General features: G+C 71.2%; 21 protein-coding genes. 10 read left to right on the plus strand and 11 right to left on the minus strand.

Annotated features, from left to right (window positions below):
- Positions 1 to 5 precede the first annotated feature (5 nt).
- Positions 6 to 671 carry a 1,4-alpha-glucan branching protein gene (locus ACIGDI_RS25415; RefSeq protein ID WP_399900695.1) on the plus strand — a complete coding sequence of 222 codons (666 nt, stop codon included), beginning with the start codon at positions 6 to 8 and terminating at the stop codon, positions 669 to 671.
- A 170-nt stretch (positions 672 to 841) separates the two neighbouring features.
- Entirely contained in the window at positions 842 to 1,834 is a 993-nt protein-coding gene (locus tag ACIGDI_RS25420) for an aldo/keto reductase (RefSeq protein WP_399900697.1), read from the plus strand.
- A 126-nt stretch (positions 1,835 to 1,960) separates the two neighbouring features.
- Here ACIGDI_RS25420 and thpR read toward each other — a convergent pair whose 3' ends face one another.
- On the minus strand, positions 1,961 to 2,533 hold the full coding sequence (thpR, locus tag ACIGDI_RS25425; RefSeq protein WP_399900700.1) for an RNA 2',3'-cyclic phosphodiesterase: 573 nt from the start codon (positions 2,531 to 2,533) through the stop codon (positions 1,961 to 1,963).
- 26 nt (positions 2,534 to 2,559) lie between these two features.
- Here thpR and ACIGDI_RS25430 point away from each other — a divergent pair, with 26 nt between their 5' ends.
- Positions 2,560 to 3,078, plus strand: coding sequence for a GNAT family N-acetyltransferase (locus tag ACIGDI_RS25430; RefSeq protein WP_399900703.1), 519 nt, complete (start codon positions 2,560 to 2,562; stop codon positions 3,076 to 3,078).
- A gap of 18 nt (positions 3,079 to 3,096) precedes the next feature.
- Here ACIGDI_RS25430 and ACIGDI_RS25435 read toward each other — a convergent pair whose 3' ends face one another.
- Positions 3,097 to 4,440 (minus strand): MFS transporter, encoded by a 1,344-nt coding sequence (locus ACIGDI_RS25435; RefSeq protein WP_399900706.1) that lies wholly within the window; start codon positions 4,438 to 4,440, stop codon positions 3,097 to 3,099.
- A gap of 27 nt (positions 4,441 to 4,467) precedes the next feature.
- The gene (locus ACIGDI_RS25440; RefSeq protein WP_200703458.1) at positions 4,468 to 4,905 is read right to left on the minus strand and encodes a MarR family winged helix-turn-helix transcriptional regulator; all 438 of its coding nucleotides are present in this window, start codon (positions 4,903 to 4,905) and stop codon (positions 4,468 to 4,470) included.
- 151 nt (positions 4,906 to 5,056) lie between these two features.
- Between ACIGDI_RS25440 and ACIGDI_RS25445 the strand changes: the two genes are divergently transcribed.
- Positions 5,057 to 5,239, plus strand: a complete 183-nt coding sequence (locus tag ACIGDI_RS25445; RefSeq protein ID WP_200703457.1) for a ribbon-helix-helix protein, CopG family — start codon at positions 5,057 to 5,059, stop codon at positions 5,237 to 5,239.
- A 7-nt stretch (positions 5,240 to 5,246) separates the two neighbouring features.
- Here the strand turns inward: ACIGDI_RS25445 and ACIGDI_RS25450 are convergent, their stop codons facing one another.
- Positions 5,247 to 6,698, minus strand: coding sequence for an NCS2 family permease (locus ACIGDI_RS25450; protein ID WP_399900711.1), 1,452 nt, complete (start codon positions 6,696 to 6,698; stop codon positions 5,247 to 5,249).
- A 143-nt stretch (positions 6,699 to 6,841) separates the two neighbouring features.
- On the opposite strand from ACIGDI_RS25450, the gene ACIGDI_RS25455 reads away from it, so the two are divergent.
- Together ACIGDI_RS25455 and ACIGDI_RS25460 are read left to right on the plus strand one after the other, a co-directional pair.
- Positions 6,842 to 7,108 (plus strand): DUF2530 domain-containing protein, encoded by a 267-nt coding sequence (locus ACIGDI_RS25455; protein ID WP_399900713.1) that lies wholly within the window; start codon positions 6,842 to 6,844, stop codon positions 7,106 to 7,108.
- A 95-nt stretch (positions 7,109 to 7,203) separates the two neighbouring features.
- Positions 7,204 to 9,597 carry an HAD-IC family P-type ATPase gene (locus ACIGDI_RS25460; protein WP_399900716.1) on the plus strand — a complete coding sequence of 798 codons (2,394 nt, stop codon included), beginning with the start codon at positions 7,204 to 7,206 and terminating at the stop codon, positions 9,595 to 9,597.
- A 16-nt stretch (positions 9,598 to 9,613) separates the two neighbouring features.
- Here the strand turns inward: ACIGDI_RS25460 and ACIGDI_RS25465 are convergent, their stop codons facing one another.
- The 5 genes from ACIGDI_RS25465 to ACIGDI_RS25485 form a co-directional block, all read right to left on the minus strand.
- The gene (locus ACIGDI_RS25465) at positions 9,614 to 10,486 is read right to left on the minus strand and encodes a hypothetical protein (protein WP_399900719.1); all 873 of its coding nucleotides are present in this window, start codon (positions 10,484 to 10,486) and stop codon (positions 9,614 to 9,616) included.
- Between the two features lie 185 nt (positions 10,487 to 10,671).
- The gene (locus ACIGDI_RS25470) at positions 10,672 to 11,607 is read right to left on the minus strand and encodes a hypothetical protein (protein ID WP_399900722.1); all 936 of its coding nucleotides are present in this window, start codon (positions 11,605 to 11,607) and stop codon (positions 10,672 to 10,674) included.
- Between the two features lie 48 nt (positions 11,608 to 11,655).
- Positions 11,656 to 12,435: a calcium-binding protein gene (locus ACIGDI_RS25475; RefSeq protein WP_200703451.1), complete on the minus strand. Its 780-nt coding sequence runs from the start codon at positions 12,433 to 12,435 to the stop codon at positions 11,656 to 11,658.
- Between the two features lie 186 nt (positions 12,436 to 12,621).
- Positions 12,622 to 15,741 (minus strand): sacsin N-terminal ATP-binding-like domain-containing protein, encoded by a 3,120-nt coding sequence (locus tag ACIGDI_RS25480; RefSeq protein ID WP_399900725.1) that lies wholly within the window; start codon positions 15,739 to 15,741, stop codon positions 12,622 to 12,624.
- Between the two features lie 177 nt (positions 15,742 to 15,918).
- Complete coding sequence (locus ACIGDI_RS25485) at positions 15,919 to 16,845, minus strand: DUF3027 domain-containing protein (RefSeq protein ID WP_399900728.1); 927 nt, start codon at positions 16,843 to 16,845, stop codon at positions 15,919 to 15,921.
- Between the two features lie 334 nt (positions 16,846 to 17,179).
- On the opposite strand from ACIGDI_RS25485, the gene ACIGDI_RS25490 reads away from it, so the two are divergent.
- The 4 genes from ACIGDI_RS25490 (at position 17,180) to ACIGDI_RS25505 (ending at position 20,690) form a co-directional block, all read left to right on the plus strand.
- Complete coding sequence (locus ACIGDI_RS25490) at positions 17,180 to 18,604, plus strand: MFS transporter (protein WP_399900731.1); 1,425 nt, start codon at positions 17,180 to 17,182, stop codon at positions 18,602 to 18,604.
- Between the two features lie 61 nt (positions 18,605 to 18,665).
- Positions 18,666 to 19,178: a DUF2771 domain-containing protein gene (locus ACIGDI_RS25495; protein ID WP_200705153.1), complete on the plus strand. Its 513-nt coding sequence runs from the start codon at positions 18,666 to 18,668 to the stop codon at positions 19,176 to 19,178.
- Positions 19,148 to 19,849 carry a futalosine hydrolase gene (locus ACIGDI_RS25500; RefSeq protein ID WP_399900735.1) on the plus strand — a complete coding sequence of 234 codons (702 nt, stop codon included), beginning with the start codon at positions 19,148 to 19,150 and terminating at the stop codon, positions 19,847 to 19,849. The genes ACIGDI_RS25495 and ACIGDI_RS25500 overlap by 31 nt, the downstream gene beginning before the upstream one ends.
- Entirely contained in the window at positions 19,839 to 20,690 is an 852-nt protein-coding gene (locus ACIGDI_RS25505; protein ID WP_399900738.1) for a 1,4-dihydroxy-6-naphthoate synthase, read from the plus strand. The genes ACIGDI_RS25500 and ACIGDI_RS25505 overlap by 11 nt, the downstream gene beginning before the upstream one ends.
- A 55-nt stretch (positions 20,691 to 20,745) precedes the next feature.
- On the opposite strand, the gene ACIGDI_RS25510 is transcribed toward ACIGDI_RS25505, so the two are convergent.
- Positions 20,746 to 21,255, minus strand: coding sequence for a hypothetical protein (locus ACIGDI_RS25510; protein ID WP_399900741.1), 510 nt, complete (start codon positions 21,253 to 21,255; stop codon positions 20,746 to 20,748).
- Positions 21,256 to 21,273: 18 nt separating this feature from the next.
- Complete coding sequence (locus ACIGDI_RS25515) at positions 21,274 to 21,657, minus strand: cold-shock protein (protein WP_058924654.1); 384 nt, start codon at positions 21,655 to 21,657, stop codon at positions 21,274 to 21,276.
- Positions 21,658 to 21,804: the final 147 nt, after the last annotated feature.

A 21,804-nucleotide genomic window follows, 5' to 3' on the forward strand; every position in this document is an offset into this window, starting at 1 on the left:
GCCGCATGGCGATCATCCACAGGACCACTGTCAAGCCCACGAAGCTCGAACTGCTCGCCCCCTGGCTGCCCACCCGCCCGTGGTACGCCGGGGCCGGCACACCGGAGTTGGTCAGGGCCGGTGGGTTCCGGCTGGACGACCCCGAGGGTGAGGTCGGGATCGAGTTCATGGTGGCCGTCGACACCTCCGGCCCCGAACCGGTCGCCTACCACGTGCCCCTCACCTACCGCGGCGCCCCTCTCCCCGGCGCCGAACACGCCCTGGTCGGCACCATGGAGCACGGCGTCCTCGGCCCGCGCTGGGCCTACGACGGCTGCCACGACCCGGTGCTGTACACCGAACTCCTCGCCCTGATCGAGGGCCGGGCCCCGGCCATGGCCCAGAGCATCACCGACACCGCCGACCACGAGGTGGCCCACTCCTTCACGGGCACCGCCATGGGCGCCCCCTCCTGGCCGGTCGAGGTCACCGACGACGAGCACGGCACCACGCTCCCCGCCCCCGGCGGCACGACCCTGCGCGTCCACCGCGTCCTCGACCCCACCGCCCCCGACACCCGCCCGGTGGACGCGATCGGCCACGTCACCGGCGCCTGGCAGTCCCCGGACGCCCCCGAAGGCACCCGCGCACGGGCGCTGTTCGCCGTCCTGTACGGCCCGAGCGCGGGGTAGGGCGAACCCCCGCCCGGGCCGGTGGCCCACCCCGGTGCCCGGGCGGCCGCCGGTACGGCGGGGTGACGGCAGCCGTACGAACCCGGGGATCCCCTTGTCCATGACATCCCCTCACAGCGCACCGGAACCACCTTGCCTAGAGTGCACTCCACGCCGTTGGCTAGGTGGTCATGAAGTACACGCAGCTCGGACGCACGGGACTCAAGGTAAGCCGACTCGTCCTCGGCACCATGAACTTCGGACCGCAGACGAACGAGGCCGACAGCCACGCGATCATGGACGCGGCGCTGGACGCCGGCATCAACTTCTTCGACACCGCGAACGTGTACGGCTGGGGCGAGAACAAGGGCCGTACCGAGGAGATCATCGGCAACTGGTTCGCCAAGGGCGGCGACCGGCGCGACAAGGTCGTCCTCGCCACCAAGGTGTACGGCAACATGGCCGCCGACGGCGACGCCTGGCCCAACCACGACAAGCTGTCCGCCGTGAACATCCGGCGGGCCGTGGACGCCAGCCTCAAGCGGCTCCAGACCGACCACATCGACGTCTACCAGTTCCACCACGTCGACCGCGCCACCCCCTTCGAGGAGATCTGGCAGGCGATCGACACCCTGATCACGCAGGGCAAGATCCTCTACGTCGGGTCGTCGAACTTCCCCGGCTACAAGATCGCCCAGGCGAACGAGATCGCCGCCCGGCGCGGCGGCACCATCGGCCTCGTCAGCGAGCAGTGCCTCTACAACCTCGCCGAGCGCCGCGCCGAGATGGAGGTCATCCCGGCCGCGCAGGAGTACGGCCTGGGGGTCATCCCCTGGTCCCCGCTGCACGGCGGCCTGCTCGGCGGTGTGATCAAGAAGGAGGTCGAGGGCGGGCGCCGGGCGAGCGGCCGGGCCGCCGACTCCCTCGCCAACACCACCATCCGCGCCCAGATCCAGGCCTACGAGGACCTGCTCGACAAGCACGGCGTCGAGCCGGGCGAGACGGCTCTGGCCTGGCTGCTCACCCGCCCGGGCGTGACCGGCCCGATCGTCGGCCCGCGCACGGCCGAGCAGCTCGCCTCCGCGGTCCGCGCGACCGAGGTGGAGCTGAGCGAGGAACTGCTGACCGGCCTCGACGAGATCTTCCCGGGCCCCGGCCCGTCCCCGGAGGCCTTCGCCTGGTAGGCGTCACGGGTGTGCGGCGGCGGTCGGGGTCACTTTCCGAGCGCCGCCAGCGCCACCACGACGAACAACAGCACGAGCACACCGGCCATGATCCGGTTCCGGGTCTTCGGGTCCACGTCCCCGAGCCTAACCGGCCCCGCCGAGCGGCCAGCGGGCGACCGCCTCGTAGCGGGGCTGCTCCCCCGGCACCCCGGACCTCGGCAGGTTGCTGCGGACCAGCACCAGCTCCGCCACCGTCCAGGTGCGGCTGCGGAAGTCCTCCAGGGCCGTCAGGTACGGGCGTACGTCCACCGCGTCCCGGCTGCGCGCCACCGACAGGTGCGCCTTGTAGCGGCGGTGCTCCCCCATGTCGACCCCGGCCTTCCGGCCCGCCGCCTCCGCCCGGTCGGCCAGCAGCCGCAGCGCGGCCGTCTCGCCCTCGGCGCCCACCCACAGCGCCCGCCCGTGCCCGAACTGCCCGCCGCCGCGCAGGGCGAGCGGGAACGCCCCGGACCGCCGCGCCGCCCGCTCCAGCCGTGCCGACAGCTCGGGTACGACGTCGTGGTCGACCTCCCCGTAGAAGGCGAGCGTGAAGTGCCAGCCGGCGCGGCCGGTCCAGCGCAGGCCGTCCGCACCGGGGAGCCGCCTCAACTCGGCCAGTTCTGCGGCGAGTTCCTCCGACACTTCCTCCGGAGGCAGCACCGCGGCGAAGAGTCTCATGAGCACCAGCCTGCCACCATGGGCGCATGGAGATCACCATCAGAGACGCCGGAGCCGACGACGTTCCCGTGATACTCGGCATGCTCGACAGCTGCGTGGAGTGGCTGGCCGGGCAGGGGCGGACCGGCCAGTGGGGGACGAAGCCGCTGTCGCAGAGCCCGAGGACGGTCGAGTCGGTCGTCCGGTACATGGAGGAGGGCGCCGCCTACATCGCCGAGGCCGACGGGCGGCCGGCCGCCACCCTGACCCTCACCGACGCGCCCGGCGCCTATCTGTCCCACCTGCCGCCGGTCGGCGAGCCCGAGCGGTACATCCACTGGCTGGCCTCCGACCGCCGCTTCAAGGGCCACGGCGTGGGCAGCGCCCTGCTCGCGCACGCCGCCGAGGTGACCCGGGGCGCGGGCGTCGGCCTGCTGCGGGTCGACTGCTACGCGGGCGGTGACGGCAGGCTCGTCCGCTACTACGAGGACAACGGCTTCACCCGCACCGAGACCTACCTCGGTGCGGGCGACTGGCCGGGACAGGTGCTGGAGCGGCGCCTGTAGCCCCGGCCGGGGCGGCCGTCAGGCGGCGGGCGCCAGCTGCTCCTGTGTCTCCCTCGGCACGAAGCGGACGTGCGGGTGGCCGCGGTTCCAGCCGACCGACAGGCGCAGGTTGCCGACGCGGGCCAGGACGAGGCCGATGACGATCGCCGCGCCCGCGGCGATCGCGCCGCCCGCCGCGAGGCCCGCGCGGACGCCGTAGGTGTCGGTGACCCAGCCGGCGATCGGCGCGCCCACCGGCGAGCCGCCCATGAACACCATCATGTAGAGGGACATCACCCGGCCCCGCATGGCCGGGTCGGTGCTCATCTGGACGCTGGTGTTCGCGGTGACGTTGACCGTCATGCCGAACATGCCGATCGGGACCATGAACAGGGCGAACAGCCACAGCGAGGGGGCGACCGCGGCCACGACCTCGAGCGCGCCGAAGGCCGCCGCGGCCGCCACCAGCACCCGCATCCGGGCCGTGCCGCGACGGGCCGCGAGCAGGGCGCCGGCCAGGGAGCCGACGGCCATGAGGGTGTTGAAGAGGCTGTAGGAGCCCGCGCCCGCGTGGAAGACGTCGTCGGCGAAGGCCGAGAGGTAGACGGGGAAGTTGAAGCCGAACGTGCTGACGAACCCGATCAGGACGATCGTCCAGATCAGCTCCGGACGCCCGGCGACATAGTGCAGGCCCTCCCGCAGCTGGCCCTTTCCGCGCGGGGCGCGCTCGACGGCGTGCAGCTCGCGCGACCTCATCATCACCAGGCCGGTGAGGGTGGCGATGAACGACAGGCCGTTGAACAGGAACGCCCAGCCGGTGCCCACGCCGGTGATCATCAGGCCGGCGACGGCGGGGCCGATCAGGCGGGCGGACTGGAAGTTCGCGGAGTTCAGGCTGACCGCGTTCTGCAGCTGGTCCCGGCCGACCATCTCGGTGACGAAGGACTGACGGGCCGGGTTGTCGACGACCGTGGCGAGGCCGACGAAGAAGGCGGCCAGGTAGACGTGCCAGACCTGGACGTGGCCGGACAGGGTGAGCACGGCGAGCGCGATCCCGCTGACGCCCATCGCGGACTGCGTGAACAGCAGTGCGCGGCGCTTGGGCAGACGGTCGACGAGGACACCGCCGTAGAGGCCGAAGAGCAGCATCGGCAGGAACTGCAGGGCCGTCGTGACGCCGACGGCGGTCGCGGAGCCGGTGAGGCTGAGGACCAACCAGTCCTGGGCGATGCGCTGCATCCAGGTGCCGATGTTGGAGACGACCTGACCGAGGAAGAACAGGCGGTAGTTCCTGACCCTCAGGGAGCTGAACATCGAGGACTTGCGGGAGGGGGTAGTAGCGGTCGGTGCGGGGGCGGAAGCTGCTCCGGATCCCGAACTCAAAAGGGTCGCCTCCTTGCGTAGGACTGCTTACAGGTGTGCGAGCTTCTCCAGCACGGGGGCGGCGGCGCGCAGTCTGGCCCACTCGTCCTCGTCCAGGCCCTCGACCAGATCGGCCAGGAAAGCGTTCCGCTTGGCGCGGCTCTCCGCGAGCATGGCCTCGGCCTGCTCGGTCTTGGTGACGACCTTCTGGCGCCGGTCCTCGGGGTGCGGCTCCAGCCGGACCAGTCCCTTGGCCTCCAGCAGCGCGACGATGCGGGTCATCGACGGCGGCTGGACGTGCTCCTTGCGGGCGAGCTCGCCCGGGGTGGCCTGTCCGCAGAGGGACAGGGTGCCCAGCACCGACATCTCGGTGGGGCTGAGCGACTCGTCGACCCGCTGGTGCTTGAGGCGACGGGACAGTCGCATGACGCCTGAGCGAAGGGAGTTCACGGCGGCTACGTCGTCGCCATGGGTGAGGTCCGGCATGTCCTTAGCGTAACTCATTACTCTCGCTAAACAAGCTGGCGCGCGGGAGGATTCCCGTGAGTCCGGCCACTCAACCGAACCATCACCCGTACGAGTGATACGAGAGCGGAAAGTGAACGCCGCGCCACACCCGCCCGCGACCCTCGTCCTCATGGGGACCAGCGTGCTCAGCCTGCGGATGGACGGGGAGCTGCTCGAAAGGCTCCGGGACCGTGCGGCCAAAAGGGGAATGAGCGTCCAGGACTATGTGATCCAGACGCTCATTCGGGACGACTTCGACGAGCGGTTCCAGACCGCCGTCGAGGAGACGGAGAAGTTCTACGGCGTCACGTGAGCGGTGCTCACGTGAGACCCAGCGCGGGCATCAGGTAGTAGAAGCCGAACACCGCCGCGACGACGTACATCGCCACCGGGACCTCACGGCCTCGGCCGGCGGCCAGGCGCAGGACGGCGAAGGTGAGGAAGCCCATGCCGATGCCGTTGGTGATCGAGTAGGTGAACGGCATCATCACCATCGTCACGAAGGCCGGGATGGCGATCGTGTAGTCCGCCCAGTCGATCTCCTTGACCGAGCCGGCCAGGATCAGGAAGCCGACCGCGAGCAGGGCCGGGGTGGCCGCCTGGGACGGGACCATGGTGGCCACGGGGGTCAGGAACAGCGCGACGGCGAACAGCCCGCCGGTGACGACGTTCGCGAAGCCGGTGCGGGCGCCCTCGCCGACGCCGGCCGTGGACTCCACGAAGCAGGTGGTGGCGGAGGAGGAGCTGGCGCCGCCCGCGGCGACCGCGATGCCGTCGACGAAGAGGACCTTGTTGATGCCCGGCATCTCACCGTTGGCATTGGTCAGCTTCGCCTCGTCGCTGACGCCCATGATCGTGCCCATCGCGTCGAAGAAGCACGACAGCAGGACCGTGAAGACGAACAGGACACCGGTCAGCACGCCGACCTTGGAGAAGCCGCCGAACAGGCTGACCTTGCCGATGAGGCCGAAGTCGGGGGTGGCGACCGGGTTGCCGGGCCACTTGGGCGTCGTCAGGCCCCAGGACGGCACCTTCGCGACCGCGTTGATGATCACGGCGAGGACGGTCATCGTCACGATCGAGATCAGGATCGCGCCGGGGACCTTGCGCACGATGAGCGCCAGGGTGAGCAGCACCCCGAGGACGAATACCAGCACCGGCCAGCCGTTGAGGTGACCGTCGGCGCCGAGCTGGAGCGGGACGGTGGTCTGGGCGGCGTCCGGGATGCGGGAGACGAAGCCGGAGTCGACGAGCCCGATCAGCATGATGAACAGGCCGATACCGATGGAGATCGCCTTGCGCAGGCTGTAGGGGACGGCGTTCATGACACGCTCACGCAGGCCGGTGGCGACCAGCAGCATCACCACGAGACCCGCCAGGACGACCATGCCCATGGCGTCCGGCCACGACATCCGGGGCGCCAGCTGGAGCGCGACGACCGAGTTCACGCCGAGGCCGGCGGCCAGCGCGATGGGCACGTTGCCGATGACGCCCATCAGCAGGGTGGTGAAGGCGGCCGTCACGGCGGTGGCGGTGACCAGCTGACCGTTGTCCAGGTGGTGCCCGTACATGTCCTTCGCGCTGCCGAGGATGATCGGGTTCAGCACGATGATGTAGGCCATCGCGAAGAAGGTGGCGAAGCCGCCGCGGACCTCGCGGGCGAGGCTGCTGCCCCGCTCGGAGATCTTGAAGTAGCGGTCGAGCGCACCCGAGGCGGGGGTGTTCCCCGGCTGCTGCGGGGCGGTGGCCTTGGCGGGAGCCGAGGTGGGCATTGGATGTTCCTACGAGCAGAAGTGGACAGACGGAAACGGTTTCAGTATGAACATATGAATCCCGCAAACGCTATCTCCGCGCGTAGACCCGTCCTGACCCCGCCCGCCTCCTCCCGCACCCTTGCGCCTCGTAAGCTGTGCCCATGGCGAAGTGGACCCCCAAGCACGAGGCGCCGGAGCCCCTGGAGGGGCCCGTCGTCCCGGTCATCACCGGCGGCACGATCCTCTGGTTCGTCCTCTTCCTCGTCCAGCTCCCCTTCTACGGCTGGTTCGACGACCACGGACACACCTGGTGGCTGTGGACATGTCTGGCCGGGGGCGTGCTCGGCCTGTACGGCGTCTACTTCGTCAGGAAGCGGGACGCGGCGATCAAGCGGTCGGCCGCCGCGGAGCCGAAACCGGCCGAGTAGGCCGTACAACCACCGCACGAGTTCGCTCCTCCCCAGGTCGGATCTTCCGCGCACTCGGCGGGTGAAGCCGTAAATCCGCACGTACCGTCGAATGCATGACCCACATCGACGCGGGCGCCGAACTCGACCCCGTGCACCCGCCCGGCAGGCCGGCGGCGGCACGCGGTCTGACCGCGGCCGAGGTCGCCGAGCGGGTGTCCCGGGGGCAGGTCAACGACGTACCGGTGCGCAGCAGCCGGTCGATCGGCGAGATCGTCCGGGCGAACGTGTTCACCCGGTTCAACGCGATCATCGGCGTGCTCTGGCTGATCATGCTGTTCGTCGCACCGTTCCAGGACAGCCTGTTCGGGTACGTGATCCTCGCCAACACCGGCATCGGGATCATCCAGGAGTGGCGGGCGAAACGGACCCTGGACTCGCTCGCCGTGATCGGGGAGGCCCGGCCCACGGTGCGGCGGGACGGGGTGACCGCCCACGTCGGCACCTCGGAGATCGTGCTGGACGACCTCATCGAGATCGGGCCCGGTGACAAGGCCGTCGTCGACGGGGTGTGCGTCGAGGCCGACGGGCTGGAGATCGACGAGTCACTGCTGACCGGCGAGGCCGACCCTGTGGTCAAACGGCCCGGGGACCAGGTGATGTCGGGCAGCTTCGTGGTCGCCGGCGGCGGCGCGTTCCAGGCCACCAAGGTCGGCCGCGAGGCCTACGCCGCCCAACTGGCCGAGGAGGCCTCCCGCTTCACCCTCGTCCACTCCGAGCTGCGCACCGGCATCTCCACGATCCTCAAGTACGTCACGTGGATGATGATCCCGACCGCGATCGGCCTGGTCGTCAGCCAGCTCTTCGTCAAGCAGCACGGGTTCAAGGACTCCGTCGCCCGCACGGTCGGCGGGATCGTGCCCATGGTCCCGGAGGGGCTGGTGCTCCTCACCTCCGTCGCCTTCGCCATAGGCGTCATCCGACTTGGCCGAAAACAGTGCCTCGTCCAGGAGCTTCCGGCCATCGAGGGCCTGGCCCGCATCGACACCGTGTGCCTCGACAAGACCGGCACCCTCACCGAGGGCGGCATGGACGTCACCGAGCTCAGGCCGCTGCAGGGCGCCGACGAGCCCTACGTCCGCAAGGTGCTCGGCGCGCTCGGCGAGTCCGACCCGCGCCCCAACGCATCGCTCCAGGCCGTCATCGACGCCTACCCGGACGTCGACGACTGGCGCTGCACCGAGGCGCTGCCCTTCTCCTCCGCCCGCAAGTACAGCGGGGCCGCCTTCAGCGAGGGCAACGGCGAGTCCAGTACCTGGCTGCTGGGGGCGCCGGACGTCCTGCTCGCCGACGACGACCCGGCCCTCGCGGAGACCGAGCGCCTCAACCAACAGGGACTGCGCGTGCTGCTGCTGGCCCGCGCCCGGCGCGAGCTGGGCGACCCCGAGCCGGCCCGGGGCGCCCGCCCGACCGCCCTCGTCGTGCTGGAGCAGCGGCTGCGGCCCGACGCGGCCGACACCCTGCGCTACTTCGCCGAGCAGGACGTCCAGGCCAAGGTCATCTCCGGCGACAACGCCGTGTCGGTGGGCGCGGTGGCGGCGAAACTCGGGCTCACCGGCACCACGGTCGACGCCCGCGCGCTGCCGTCCGAGCGGGAGGAGATGGCGAAGTCCCTCGACGAGGCCACCGTTTTCGGACGGGTCACCCCGCAGCAGAAGCGGGACATGGTGGGCGCGCTTCAGTCGCGCGGGCATGCCGTCGCCATGACCGGCGACGGGGTGAACGACGTACTGGCGCTGAAGGACGCCGACATCGGGGTGTCGATGGGGTCGGGGTCCGAGGCGACGCGGGCCGTGGCGCAGATCGTGCTGCTCGACAACAGCTTCGCGACACTGCCCTCGGTGGTGGCGGAGGGCCGGCGGGTCATCGGCAACATCACGCGGGTGGCGACCCTGTTCCTGGTGAAGACGGTCTACTCCGTGCTGCTGGCGATCCTGGTGGTCTGCTGGCAGGTCGAGTACCCGTTCCTGCCCCGTCACCTGACGCTGCTGTCCACCCTGACCATCGGTGTCCCGGCCTTCTTCCTCGCCCTGGCGCCCAACAAGGAGCGGGCGAAACCGCACTTCGTACGGCGGGTGATGCGGTACTCGGTGCCGGGCGGGGTGGTGGCCGCGGTCGCGACCTTCGTGACGTATCTGATCGCTCGTCACCACTACACCGGCGCGGGTCAGTTGGACGCGGAGACCAGCGCGGCGACCCTCACGCTCTTCCTGATCTCCATGTGGGTTCTGGCGATCATCGCGCGCCCCTACACCTGGTGGCGGATCCTGCTGGTCGCCTCGATGGGGGTGGCGTTCCTCTTCGTGCTCGTCGTGCCGTCGCTGCAGCACTTCTTCGCGCTGAAGCTGGTCGGCGTGGCGATGCCGTGGATCGCGGTCGGCATCGCCGCGGTGGCGGCGGTCGTCCTGGAGTTCCTGTGGAAGTGGGTCGACCGCCGCTTTCCCGCCTAGCGGGCGCGTGCCGGGGTTACTTCACGTCGACGTAGTCACCGGTCGCCGAGACGGCCGGGGTGGTCGAGGTGCCCTCGAAACGGAAGCGCCAGTAGCCGTCGGACTGCGCGGTGGCGGTGGCCTTCACGTTGCCGTACTTGTCCGAGTACACCGTCTTGACCGTGGTGTAGGTGCTCGTACCGGCCTTGCGGAACTGCAGCTTCACCGGCTGGTTGGTGTAGCCGTGGTAGGCGTTGTCCTCCCAGTTGGCCCGGGAGAGCTTGCCGGTCGAGGTGATCGTCCTGCCCTTGTAGACCGGCTCGGGACCGGCGTTCACCGTCAGCTTGGAGTAGCGCTGGACCAGCGTGGAGCCGAGGTCGCCCTGCAGGGAGTAGTCGCTGGTGCTGTACTGCAGCGCGAGCGCGGCGGCCGACCACTTGCCCGCGTCGGCGTTCATCAGGTCGCCGTCGCCAGGGTAGATGTCGATCTTGCCCGAGCAGGTGGCGGTGGTGTCGGTGACCGGGGTGCAGGTCGCCGGGTCCACGCCGCCGAGCATGTTGGTCGGGTTGTCGAGCGTGCCCTTGTAGATGAGCGGGCCGCTGTCGAAGTCGTCCGACGAGAGGTCGTAGTTCGCCCCGTGGGTCAGCGTGTAGGTGACCGTGGTGCTGACGTGGTTCGTCGTGCCGACCTTGACCGAGGAGGCGATCTTGAGGTCGGAGAAGGTGACGCCGAGGTCGGCCGCCGTGGTGGCGGTGGTGGCGCCGAACGTGGTCCTGCCGTGCGCGGCGAGAACCTTCGCGGCCTCCGCCTGGTACGAGGTGGCGGAGCCGGCGGCCTGCGAGGCCGGCGCGGCGAAGGCGGTGAGAGCCAGGGCGCCGGAGACGGCGGCCACAGTGGCACGTATACGCATGTGTTCCCCAGTTGGAGAAAAGTGATCGTGGAGCCTGTTGGCCCACGGGATCAGATCCGTGACGGATGTGGGGGGTTGTACGGATGGGGCGGATCTTTGTCCGGGGATTGCGAACTCATTGCGAATCCCGGATGAAATCCGCCCCAACACGCCTGCTGCGTGCCTGCTTCAGGACTCCTTCGGGACTACTTCACGTCGACGTAGTCACCGGTGGCGTTGACCGCCGGGGTGGTCGAGGTGCCCGCGAAGGAGTACCGGAAGTAGCCGTCGACCGTGGCCTTGGTCGTCGTCTTCAGGTTGCCGGTCGAGTCCGACGTGATGGTCTTCAGCGTCGTGTAGGTGCTGGAGCCCTTCTTGCGGAACTGCAGCTTCACCGACTGGTTGGTGTAGCCGTGGTACGCGAAGTCGTCCCAGTTGGCGCGGGACAGCTTGCCGGTGACCGTGATGCTCTTGCCCTTGGTCACCGGCTCCGGCGAGGCGTTGACCGTCAGCTTCGAGAAGCGCTGCAGCTTGGTGGTGCCGAGGTTGTCCTGGGAGGCGAAGCCGACCTTGCTGTAGTCGATGTCCTCGGACGTCGGGTCCTGGTCGTTCCAGTCGATGGCGTAGCCGTCGGCCTTCCAGGTGGTGGCGTCGGCGTTGCCCAGCAGGTCGATGTCCGGGTAGACGTCGACGGTGCCCTTGCAGCTGGCCGTGGTCGACGAGGTGTCGGTGCACGTCGGCCAGTCGTCGCCGAAGAGCAGGTTGTCCGGGTTGTCGTAGGAGCCGCGGTAGATCTCCACGTCCAGCCAGACGGCGGGGTCGTTGACGTCGAAGTCGGCGTCGTGGGTGACGGTGTACGTCACCGGGACGGAGACCTTGTTCGCGACGCCCACGACGATCGGCTTGCCGCTGTTGATCTTCACGTCGGAGAACGTGAGGTTGATCGCGTACGGGGTGCCGGTGTCGGCGGTGGCCGAGGTGAAGGCGGACTTGGTGTGCGCGGCTTGCTTGACGGCCTGCGTGGCCCGGGCGATGTCGTCCTTGCCCATCGAGGGGCCGTCGGCGGCCTGGGCGGCGGGCACGACGAGAGCGGCCAGGGCCAGGGCGCCGGAGACGGCGGCCACGGTGGTGCGAATACGCATGTGTGTCCTCGGATGAAAGGAGGGGGTGGAGCAGGCGGGTGACGCCGCTTACCTCACGTCGACGTAGTCACCGCCGGCGCTGACCGCCGGGGTGGTCGAGGTGCCCGCGAAGGAGTACCGGAAGTAGCCGTCGGCCGTGGCCTTCGTCGTGGTCTTCAGGTTGCCCGTCGAGTTCGACGTGATGGTCTTCAGCGTCGTGTAGGTGCTGGAGCCGTTCTTGCGGAACTGCAGCTTCACCGGCTGGGCGGAGTAGCCGGCGTAGGCGCCGGTCTCCCAGTTGGCGCGGGAGAGCTTGCCGGTGACCGTGATGGTCTTGCCCTTGGTCACGGGCTCCGGCGAGGCGTTGACCGTGAGCTTCGAGGCGCGCTGCACCGAGAAGGACTTGGCGTTGTCCTTCTGGACGTAGTCGGCGTCCTTGCCCGTGGCGATCGCCCAGACCTTCCAGCTGCCGGCCACCTTGTTGATCAGGTTGTAGCCGGGCTCCATGTCGAAGGTCGACTTGCACGTCGAGGTGGTGGCGTTGACGGCGGTGCAGGTGGCGCGGTGGTCGCTGCTGTTGGCGACGGCGCCGCTGTCGGACGAGTCGATGTTCGCCCCGTGGTACAGGATGGCCTGCGCCCAGTCGACGCCGGAGGCGTCCTTGACGGTGAAGCTGACGGTGATCGTCTTCGTGGCGGTCGGTCCGACGACGACCGCCTTGCCGCCGTTCACCACGACGTTCGAGATGGCGGTGTCGCCCTCGACCTCGTCGGCGTGCGCCGCGGGCACGGCGAGGGCGGTGATGGCCAGGGCGCCGGAGAGGGCGGCCACGGTGGCACGAATACGCATGTGTTCCCCACGTGGAGTGGGACCCCGGACGGTGGTCGTCCCCCGGCCGGCCGGGGCCCAAGTGATCAGGGAGTCTGTTGACTCGCGTGATCAGATCCACGAGAGAAGTGAATGGTTGTACGGACGTAAAAAATTTGTGCGGGAAATTTTGAGATCATGGACCTCTGGTTACGGCGACGGGGTGCGTCAGTCGAACCAGCGGTCCCGGGCCAGTTCCTCCGTGCGGGACGGGTCCTCCAGCAGGGCCGCCACCTCGAAGCGGCGCGGCCACTGACCGGCCGCCCAGGCGAGGCCCGCGGCGACGCCCTCCAGGGTGGCCGCGTGCAGGACGCCGTCGCCGGTCAGACGCCAGTCCAACGCCACGCCGTCCACGACGAGTTCGTCGTGTTCGACGTACGTCGAGGGGGTACGGGCGCCCAGCAGCACCCGCACCGACTCCGGTACGTCGTGCTCGGCGCCCTCGGAGTCCACCACTCCCGTCACCGACTCGCTCAGCCGCCGCACCTGGAACAGCTCCGCCAACTCGGCCGCCCGCGCGGGCGGCACCGGCAGCAGCGGGACGCCCTCGGTGAAGGGCAGCAGGTCGGGTGAGTCGCAGACCACCGCGTCGGCCGCGTCCACGACCTCCACCCGCCCGTCGACGACGGCCCGCAGCTCGTCGGGCAGGGTCACCTGCTCGGGGTCCAGATCCGCCAACGCGCCGTACAGGGCGTGCAGTTGGGCGCCGGTGACCTGCCGGTCGGGGTCGGCGAGACGGTCCAGCAGTTCGGCGGCGCCGCCCGGCTCGTCGAGCAGCGCGGCGACCGACGTCCGTACGCCCAGCGCCCGCAGCACCTGCTCGTCGTCGAAGCCGGTCGCGTCGGCCTCGTCGTACAGGCCGCGCAGCAGCGGGTCGCCGCCGGAGGCCAGCAGGCCGGCGGGGCGGCGGCCGTCGAGGACCGGGTGCCCGCGCAGCCACCACGCCGTGTACGGCCGTACGACCTCGTGCGTGCCGTCGTGCAGCAGGATCCGCACGGGCTGGGTGAGCGCGTCCCGCAGCGGCGGCCGGGCCAGCAACGACAGCGCCTGCGGCCACTTGTCGTCGTCCACCAGGTCCAGGTCGCGTACGGCGACCAGCTCGGTGGCGACCGGCGGCACCGGCGAGTCCGGGAAGCGGTCGAGGACGTCCTCGCTCCACACGTCCACGGCGTCGAGCAGACCGGCGTCGTCGGGCTCGGCGAAGTCACCGTCGCGCGGCTCCAGTTCGTCCGGGTCGAGGACGACGTCCGTGGCCCGCACCAGCGCGAAGTTCGCGAGCACACCGCAGGCGGCCAGCGGCTGCTCACCCCACCGCTCCGCCAACTCGGGTTCCACACAGGCCAGTTCGTCCTCGCGCATGACCTGGTGGAAGGGGCTGCCGGGCAGCACGAGCTCGCCCGCGGGCGCGAGCTCCCCGTCCTCGTCGTGAAGGGCCAGCGCGCCCAGCCAGGGCTCGTCGCCCGGCTCCAGCCCGGCGTCCCGCACGAGGGCGAGGACGGTGTCGGCCAGCTCCTCCGCGTCCGGCGCGTCCTGCTCCCAGTCGATGCCGCCCTCGTCGTCGAGGGAGGCGGCGACCGCGGCACGGACCTGCGGGGTGGTCAGGACGGCGCGCGCCGTCGCGGGCAGCGCGCCGAGCTTCTCCAGGAGGGGGTGGGCGGCGTCCGGGTGGGCGACCTTCAGGCCGAGGCGGGCGAGGACCTCCGGGTCGATGCGGGCCGCGTCCGGGGAGGGCAGCAGGACCTGCCGGGGGCCGATGGTGGTCCGGCCGTCGGCGAGCGGTACCGGAAGGCCGGAGAGCCGGTCGGGGTCGACGCCGGCGAGGCTGTCGTAGAGCCGCCGCCACCAGCCGGGCTCCTTCTCCAGCCCGGCCAGCCGGTCCACGGCGTCCGTCAGCGGCACCCGGGCGACGCCCAGCGTCCGCAGCTCCACGCGCCGTTCGAGCCCGGCGGGCAGCAGGGTCGGGAGAACCTCGGCGAGCACCCGGACGGTGTCGGCACCGGCACCCTCGACGACCTCGGCGTCGCGGGGGCGCAGGGACTCGGGCAGGTCCGGGTCGTCGCCGGCGGGTTCGAGGGCCGGGGGGAGGAAGGAGGTGCGCGGCAGCCGCTCCAGGATCGCGGCGCGCAGGGCGCCGTCCAGCTCTCCCTTGCCCAGCGGGCCGGGGACGAGCCCGATGATGCCCTCCCCCACGGGCCGCCAGCCGGCGAGCAGTTCGGTGTACGCGTCGGCCGCGCGCTGCACGAGGAAGTCGGTGAGCGGGCCGGGGGCGGCGTGGCGGCGGGTGGTGTCCAGCGGGAAGGACGCGATGAGCAGCGCGGGCACGCCCAGCGGCTCGTCGCTCGGCGTCGGGGCGTGCAGGACGGCGCTGGTGCGCGGGTGGGCTGGGCTGCCGTCGGTGTCGGCGGGCACGGCCCAGGTCACGGACCAGTGGGGGCGCAGGCGTTCCTCCACCGAGCGGTCGGCGAGGAGGTCGGGGGTGAGGGGGCCGTGGGCGGAGGAGGTGCGCCAGCGGGTGGTGCCGTCGCGGGAGTCCTCCACGACCGTGAAGGGGCCGTCGGCGGTGCGGACGAGGGTGCGGACGGTGTCCGTCTCCACCACGACCTCCGCCAGGCCGGGGAGGGCGAGCAGGAGGGCGTCGTCGACGGCGTTCAGCAGCCGCTCGGCGAGGTCGGTGGCGGCGGCGTCGCGCAGCGGGAGGATCACGGCGGTGTCGTACGGGTCCGGGGCGGTGCCCTCGGCGGCGAACGGCAGCCGCAGCAGCGGCACATGCCCGTCCCGGCGGCGGATCTCGTCGCCGAGCCCGGGGCTGTGCCGGGCGGTGTCGGCGGCCAGTTCGCGGGCCTCGGCGAGCGACCAGCGCACGCCTCCGTGCCGGCCGACCACGGCGGGCTCGTCGGTGACGGCGAGTACGGCGGCGAAGCCGACGCCGAACCGTCCGACGGCGCCCTCGCCGGTGTCGCGCTTGGCGGAGGCGCGCAGGGTGGCCAGCGACTCGACGCCGGCCGCGTCCAGCGGGGCGCCGGTGTTGGCGGCGACGAGGACGCCCTCGCGGAGGGTGAGCCGGAGCCGACCGGGAACTCCCGCTCTGGCCGCGGCGTCGGCGGCGTTCTGGGCGAGCTCGACGACGAGCCGGTCCCGGTACCCGCCGAGGACCAGGTCCTCCTCGGCGTTGGCGTCCTCACGGAAGCGGGCGGGGCTGGTGGCCCAGGCATCGAGGACGCCGCGCCTGAGACGGGCGGTCCCGAAGGGGTCCGCGCCCTCGGCGGCGGGCCGCACGAACTTGCTCACGTTCACTCTCCTCGTCGACGTGAGCACGAAGGTACCGCCGCACGGCACGCGACACGTCCACAGGCCGCTCCGGGCGACCGCCCCGACACCCGGTGGCGTGCCCCGGCCTCGACGCCAGTGGGAGCCGCTCGGGCGGCCGCCCACCCCAGCCTGAACCGCGCCCGTCCGGGCCGTCGGCTAGGAGTGGCCCAGTTCTGCCGCGTCCTCGTCCGGGAGTACCGATACCGAGCCCGAGTCCGCGGACGGGCGGAGGGGGAAGGGGTCGACCCTGGTCTCGTCGATCACCGGTGGCGGCGGGACCGGCGGCTTGGGCATGACCGCGGCCTCCGAGTGACCGCCGCAGCCGTAGGCGAGGGAGACCACATGGCCGTCGGCCGGGGAGAACTCGTTCGCGCAGACACCGAAGGCCTGGCCGAGCGAGCCGCCGATCGGCTGCAGGAAGCCGCAGCTGACGCAGGCCGCGGGGGCCGCCTGGGCCATGGGCGTCTTCGCGCCGTACGCCTCCTCCCAGCGGTCCGCGGCGATGTGCAGGCCGTAGCGCGACAGGACGCGGGCCCGGCGCATGCCGAGTTCCTCCGCGACCGACGCGATCGTGCCGCGGGACGGGACGACGGGAAGGTGCGCCGGGGTGCCCTCGGTGACCTCCGCGTCCTCCGCCTCCACCAGTTCCGCCATCTCCTCGGAGACCGGGGAGGCCGGCGGCGGCTCGTCCTCGCCGGAGTAGCCGGGCTCCAGGCGCAGGTCCTCGGCGTCGGTGGGCAGCAGGTCGCCGGGCCCCATGTCGCCGGGGCGCAGACGCTCGCTCCACGGCACCCACTCGGGGGCGAGCAGCGCGTCGGGGCCGGGGAGGAGGACCACCTCGTCCAGGGTCACGATCTTCGCGCGGGACGCGCGCGCCACCGTCACCGCCCAGCGCCAGCCGCGGTACCCGAGCTCCTTGCACTCGAAGAAGTGCGTGACGACACGGTCGCCCTCGGAGACGAGTCCGGCGTGCTCACCCACCACGCCGGGCGCGGCGGCCTCCTCGGCTGCGGCGCGGGCGAGGTCGACGGCCTCGGCACACAGGCGGTCGGGGGTGCGGCTTCGCGTTGTCGCTGCGCTCACAGGTATCGCTTCTCTCCTACGCCGTCACTCGGGTGCGCCGGCCTGAAGGCGGCGGGAGCGGACGGAGCGGACCGAAGGACCGCGTCGACGTCCACACCCGATCGCGCTCGGGCGCACCTCATGCATCCATTCTGCGGGATGTCCGTGAGGCGCGCGGCCGAGAACGTTCGCCACGACGCGCTACGCACGCTACCTTCTCGCGACCTCTTGGCCTACACCGACGGGACGTTTGGCCCCGTCCACTCGTCCCGCGATGGTCCCGCGACGCGGCAAGTACACGGCCATACGCGCGGTAACCGCACTACACACGGCTTTCTCGGGGCACTATGACGGAGTGGCAGCCGCAAGGACGCCCCAAGGAGCCACCGGGGTCGGTGGGATCAAGGGCAGCAGTCGTGGTGGCGGTTCGGGCCGGTTCGGCGGGTCCGTCCGCGCCGTCGGGCGTGCCCTGCACTTCCCGCTGACCGGAACCGCCCGGGGCATCAGAAAGGCCACGCACGCGCACGGGGCGGGCGAGTCGGGTCTGGGCAAGCTGATCGAACTGCACGCCGTGAACGGCGCCGGCGATCTGATGATCACCATCGCGCTGGCCTCCACCGTCTTCTTCTCCGTGCCGACGGACGAGGCACGCGGGCGCGTCGCGCTCTACCTCGCCATCACGATGGCGCCGTTCACCGTGCTGGCCCCCGTCATCGGACCGCTCCTGGACCGGCTCCCGCACGGCCGCCGCGCCGCGATGGCCGGTTCCATGCTCGCCCGCGCCCTGCTCGCGCTGATCATCGCCAGTGCCGTCTCCACCGGCAGCCTGCAGCTGTATCCGGCCGCGCTGGGCGTGCTGGTCGCGTCGAAGGCGTACGGCGTGGTCAGAAGTGCCGTCGTGCCCCGGCTGCTTCCACCCCACTTCTCCCTGGTGAAGGCCAACTCCCGGGTCACCCTCGGCGGTCTCCTCGCCACCGGCGTGGCCGCCCCCATCGGCGCCGGACTGCACGCCATCGGACCGCGCTGGCCGCTCTACGGCGCCTTCGTGATCTACATCTGGGGCATGTTCCTGTCCTTCACCCTGGCCCCCAAGGTCGACTCGGCCAAGGGCGAGGACATCGCGCTGCTGGCCGCGGACGAGGCCCACCTGCACGGCCCGCACCGGCAGCCCGTCAAGCGGCCCGGTCTGCGGACCGTCGGCATCGCGGTCACCCACGCGCTCGGCGCCAACGCCGCCCTGCGCTGGCTCTCCGGCTTCCTGACCTTCTTCCTCGCCTTCCTGCTCCGCGAGCACCCGCTGACCGGCTCCAGCGCGGCCGTGTCGCTGGGCATGGTGGCGATCGCGGCCGGCGCGGGCAACGCGCTCGGCACGGCGGCCGGGGCATGGCTGAAGCAGCGGGCACCGGAGATCATCATCGTCACCGTCCTGGCCGTGGTGCTGGCCGCGGACATCGTCGCGGCGATCTTCTTCGGCGCGTTCCTCGTGGCGTGTCTCACAGCGACGACCGGCTTCTGCCTGGCGCTGGCCAAGCTGTCCCTGGACGCGCTGATCCAGCGGGACGTGCCGGAGCTGGTGCGCACCTCGGCGTTCGCCCGCTCGGAGACCATGCTGCAGATGGCCTGGGTGCTGGGCGGCGCGGTCGGCATCGTGATGCCGCTGAACGGCACGGCGGGGCTGTGCCTGGCCGCCGCGGTCCTCGCCGCGGGGTGGCTGACGACGGTGCGCGGGCTGCTGGGCTCGGCCCGGCACGGGGGCGGGACGAAGCCCCGCGTGGCGTAACACACAGGCACGTCGCACCCCAGGTAAGGAGAGCGTCAGGCGCTCCCTATAGCCTTCCGCCATGACCTCCATGCCACGCGGCGGAGCCGCACATGTCCGCGCCGTTGTGCGACGCCGCCGTGCCGTCGCCGCCGCCGGCGCCGTTTCCGCCGGACTGCTCGTCCTGTCGGCCTGTGACAAGCCGACGCCGCTGTCGACGGTCACGGTCGGCCGTTCCTCGGTCAGCTCGGAGGCCACGTGCGGTGGTGAGAGCAAGAACCTCAACACCACTGACCTGGCGAAGTGCCTGAAGGACTCCGACATCAAGTCCATCAAGGTCGACCCCGACGAGACGGTCCGCTTCGGCGTCGACCCGAAGATCGCCGACAAGCGGTGGACGATCCTGATGAACGGTCAGCCGCTCACCGAGGACAGCGACAAGACCTACCGCACCATCCCGGGCAGCGTCTTCTTCAACCAGCAGTACGGCGCCACGGGCAACTCCACGCTCGTGTCGATCAAGGCCGGCGACGGCAAGAAGAACGGCACCGGCGTGACGGGCCTGTGGTCGTTCAAGCTGAAGAAGGACGACTGATCACGTCCTCGGTACGTGTCCTGGTCGCCACCGCCGTCCCCGCGGAACGGGACGCGGTGGCCAGGGCGTTCACCGGTGACGCGGTGACCGTGATCGCCGCCGGGGTGGGACCCGCCCTCGCGGCCGCCTCCACCGCGACCGCGCTCACCACCGCCGCCCTCGAAGGCGCCCCCTACGGCCTGGTCGTCTCGGCCGGTATCGCCGGCGGCTTCCCGCCCGAGGCGCCCGTCGGCTCGCTCGTCGTCGCCGACGAGATCACCGTGGCCGACCTCGGGGCGGAGACGGCCGACGGGTTCGTGCCGGTGACGGAACTCGGCTTCGGGACCGTCACCCACCGTCCGCCGGAAACACTCGTACGAGACATCGTGAGCGCGACCGGCGCACGCCCCGGCGCGGTGCTCACGGTCTCCACGGTCACCGGCACCGCCGAGCGCGCCGCCGAGCTCCGCGCCCGCCACCCCCGTGCCCTCGCCGAGGCCATGGAGGGCTTCGGGGTGGCCGAGGCGGCCGCCGCCCACCATGTGCCCGTGCTGGAGATCCGGGCGGTCTCCAACCCCGTCGGCCCGCGCGACCGCGCCGCCTGGCGCATCGGCGACGCCCTCGCCGTCCTGACGACGGCCTTCGGGAAGCTCGCGCCCGTCCTGGAGAGTTGGAACCCGTATGACCAGTGAGCAGCCCCTGCGGATCGCGTACTCGCCCTGCCCGAACGACACCTTCGTCTTCGACGCCCTCGCCCACGGCCGGGTGCCCGGCGCCCCCGCCCTCGACGTCACCTTCGCCGACATCGACGTCACCAACGGCATGGCCGAGCGCGGCGAGTTCGACGTGCTGAAGGTGTCCTACGCGGTCCTGCCCTACGTCCTCGACGAGTACGCCCTGCTGCCGTGCGGCGGTGCGCTGGGGCGGGGCTGCGGGCCGCTGGTGCTGACCCGGGAGCCCGGGGCCGACCTGACCGGCCGCACGGTGGCGGTGCCGAGCGAGAGGTCGACGGCGTACCTGCTGTTCCGGCTCTGGGCGGCGGACACCCTGCCGGGCGGGGTCGGCGAGATCGTCGTCATGCCCTTCCACGAGATCATGCCCGCCGTGCGGGACGGGAAGGTCGACGCCGGTCTCGTCATCCACGAGGCGCGTTTCACGTACCGGAACTACGGGCTGCACAAGCTCGCGGACATGGGCGAGCACTGGGAGGACACCACCGGGCTGCCGATCCCGCTGGGCGCGATCATCGCGAAGCGGTCGCTGGGCGCGCGGACGCTGGAGTCGCTGGCCGAGTCCATCCGTACGTCCGTACGGGCCGCCTGGGACGCGCCCGAGGTGTCCCGGCCGTACGTCATGGAGCACGCGCAGGAGATGGATCCGGCCGTCGCCGACCAGCACATCGGGCTGTACGTCAACGAGTTCACGGCCGGCCTGGGAGCGGACGGCTACGCGGCGGTCCGGGGCCTGCTGACGCGGGCGGCGGCCGAGGGACTGGTCCCGGCGCTGGGGCCGGAGGCGCTGAGTTTTCCCTGACGACGCTTACCGGGGTGCCGCGGCGTGCCGTCCGGCGGCCGCGGGTCCGTGATGGCTAGTCGCGCCCCTGCAAAGCCTCCTGGTCACCGTCTGCCAGGGGAGTGCGTGGGGGCCAGTGGGCCAGGGACAGCATGGAGAGGACCTTGCGGATGAGGAAGACGGCCAGGGGGACCTCCACGACCACCGCGAGGGCCGCCGAGAGCCACACGTCCGGGGTGCCCAGCGCCAGGGACACGTCGAACCACGCGTCGCACAGCAGCAGGGCCGCGGTCGCGGTGGCCGCCACGGCGACCGCGCGGTGGCGGCGCCAGCCGAGGACGGCGGTGCTCGCCATCGCGAGCACCAGCAGGGCGTCGAAGCCGACCCAGGCCGTGCGCCACTGGCGGACCGTGTAGCCGCTGGGCAGCGTGAACCACAGCAGGATCGTCCACGGGACCAGGCCGACGGCGGACACCGTGAGCAGCTCCAGGGTCTGCCGGCGCTGCTTGCGGATGCGCTCCAGCAACTCGGCGGACGGGGCCCCGGTGGTGGCCCCGGCGCCGGAGTCGGTCCGTGTCTCGCCCATGTCGGCCGGTCCGCGGTGTCACACGTCGAGCTGGTCGGCCACCGCGCGCAGCAGCCCGGCGATCTTCTTGCCTGCGGTCTTCTCGGGGTAGCGGCCCCTTTCGAGCATCGGCGTGATGTTCTCGAGAAGGGTCGTCAGATCCTGGACGATGGACGCCAGTTCGTCCGGCTTCTTGCGGGTGGCCGCCGCGACCGACGGGGTCGGATCCAGAACCGTCACCGAGAGGGCCTGGTCACCGCGCTGTCCGGCGACCACGCCGAACTCGACTCGCTGGCCGGGCTTGAGCGTCTCCACTCCGGCGGGAAGGACCGAGGAATGGACGAAGACGTCACCGCCGTCGTCACGGGAGAGAAAGCCGAAGCCCTTCTCGCTGTTGAACCACTTGACCTTGCCGGTAGGCACGTCTGTCCTCGTCCTCGTACTCGTCGGAAAACTGCTTCGGAAACGGCTCTTGATAGCACTCGGGCGGGTCGTCACGGACCCGCCGGTACCAAGGCTAATGGTCTTCAGGCCGGTGACAAGACGTCGCCGGGTTGTTCCTTCGCGCTG

The organism is Streptomyces sp. NPDC085900 (assembly GCF_044540925.1).
Classification (GTDB): domain Bacteria; phylum Actinomycetota; class Actinomycetes; order Streptomycetales; family Streptomycetaceae; genus Streptomyces; species Streptomyces gilvifuscus.

Excerpts from the sequence above, each read along its gene's own strand:
- ACIGDI_RS25415 (WP_399900695.1), top strand. The coding sequence starts at position 6 with ATGGCGATCATCCACAGGACCACTGTCAAGCCCACGAAGCTCGAACTG.
- ACIGDI_RS25420 (WP_399900697.1), top strand. The coding sequence starts at position 842 with ATGAAGTACACGCAGCTCGGACGCACGGGACTCAAGGTAAGCCGACTC.
- thpR (WP_399900700.1), bottom strand. The coding sequence starts at position 2,533 with ATGAGACTCTTCGCCGCGGTGCTGCCTCCGGAGGAAGTGTCGGAGGAA.
- ACIGDI_RS25430 (WP_399900703.1), top strand. The coding sequence starts at position 2,560 with ATGGAGATCACCATCAGAGACGCCGGAGCCGACGACGTTCCCGTGATA.
- ACIGDI_RS25440 (WP_200703458.1), bottom strand. The coding sequence starts at position 4,905 with ATGCCGGACCTCACCCATGGCGACGACGTAGCCGCCGTGAACTCCCTT.
- ACIGDI_RS25445 (WP_200703457.1), top strand. The coding sequence starts at position 5,057 with ATGGGGACCAGCGTGCTCAGCCTGCGGATGGACGGGGAGCTGCTCGAA.
- ACIGDI_RS25450 (WP_399900711.1), bottom strand. The coding sequence starts at position 6,698 with ATGCCCACCTCGGCTCCCGCCAAGGCCACCGCCCCGCAGCAGCCGGGG.
- ACIGDI_RS25455 (WP_399900713.1), top strand. The coding sequence starts at position 6,842 with ATGGCGAAGTGGACCCCCAAGCACGAGGCGCCGGAGCCCCTGGAGGGG.
- ACIGDI_RS25460 (WP_399900716.1), top strand. The coding sequence starts at position 7,204 with ATGACCCACATCGACGCGGGCGCCGAACTCGACCCCGTGCACCCGCCC.
- ACIGDI_RS25465 (WP_399900719.1), bottom strand. The coding sequence starts at position 10,486 with ATGCGTATACGTGCCACTGTGGCCGCCGTCTCCGGCGCCCTGGCTCTC.
- ACIGDI_RS25470 (WP_399900722.1), bottom strand. The coding sequence starts at position 11,607 with ATGCGTATTCGCACCACCGTGGCCGCCGTCTCCGGCGCCCTGGCCCTG.
- ACIGDI_RS25475 (WP_200703451.1), bottom strand. The coding sequence starts at position 12,435 with ATGCGTATTCGTGCCACCGTGGCCGCCCTCTCCGGCGCCCTGGCCATC.
- ACIGDI_RS25495 (WP_200705153.1), top strand. The coding sequence starts at position 18,666 with ATGACCTCCATGCCACGCGGCGGAGCCGCACATGTCCGCGCCGTTGTG.
- ACIGDI_RS25505 (WP_399900738.1), top strand. The coding sequence starts at position 19,839 with ATGACCAGTGAGCAGCCCCTGCGGATCGCGTACTCGCCCTGCCCGAAC.
- ACIGDI_RS25510 (WP_399900741.1), bottom strand. The coding sequence starts at position 21,255 with ATGGGCGAGACACGGACCGACTCCGGCGCCGGGGCCACCACCGGGGCC.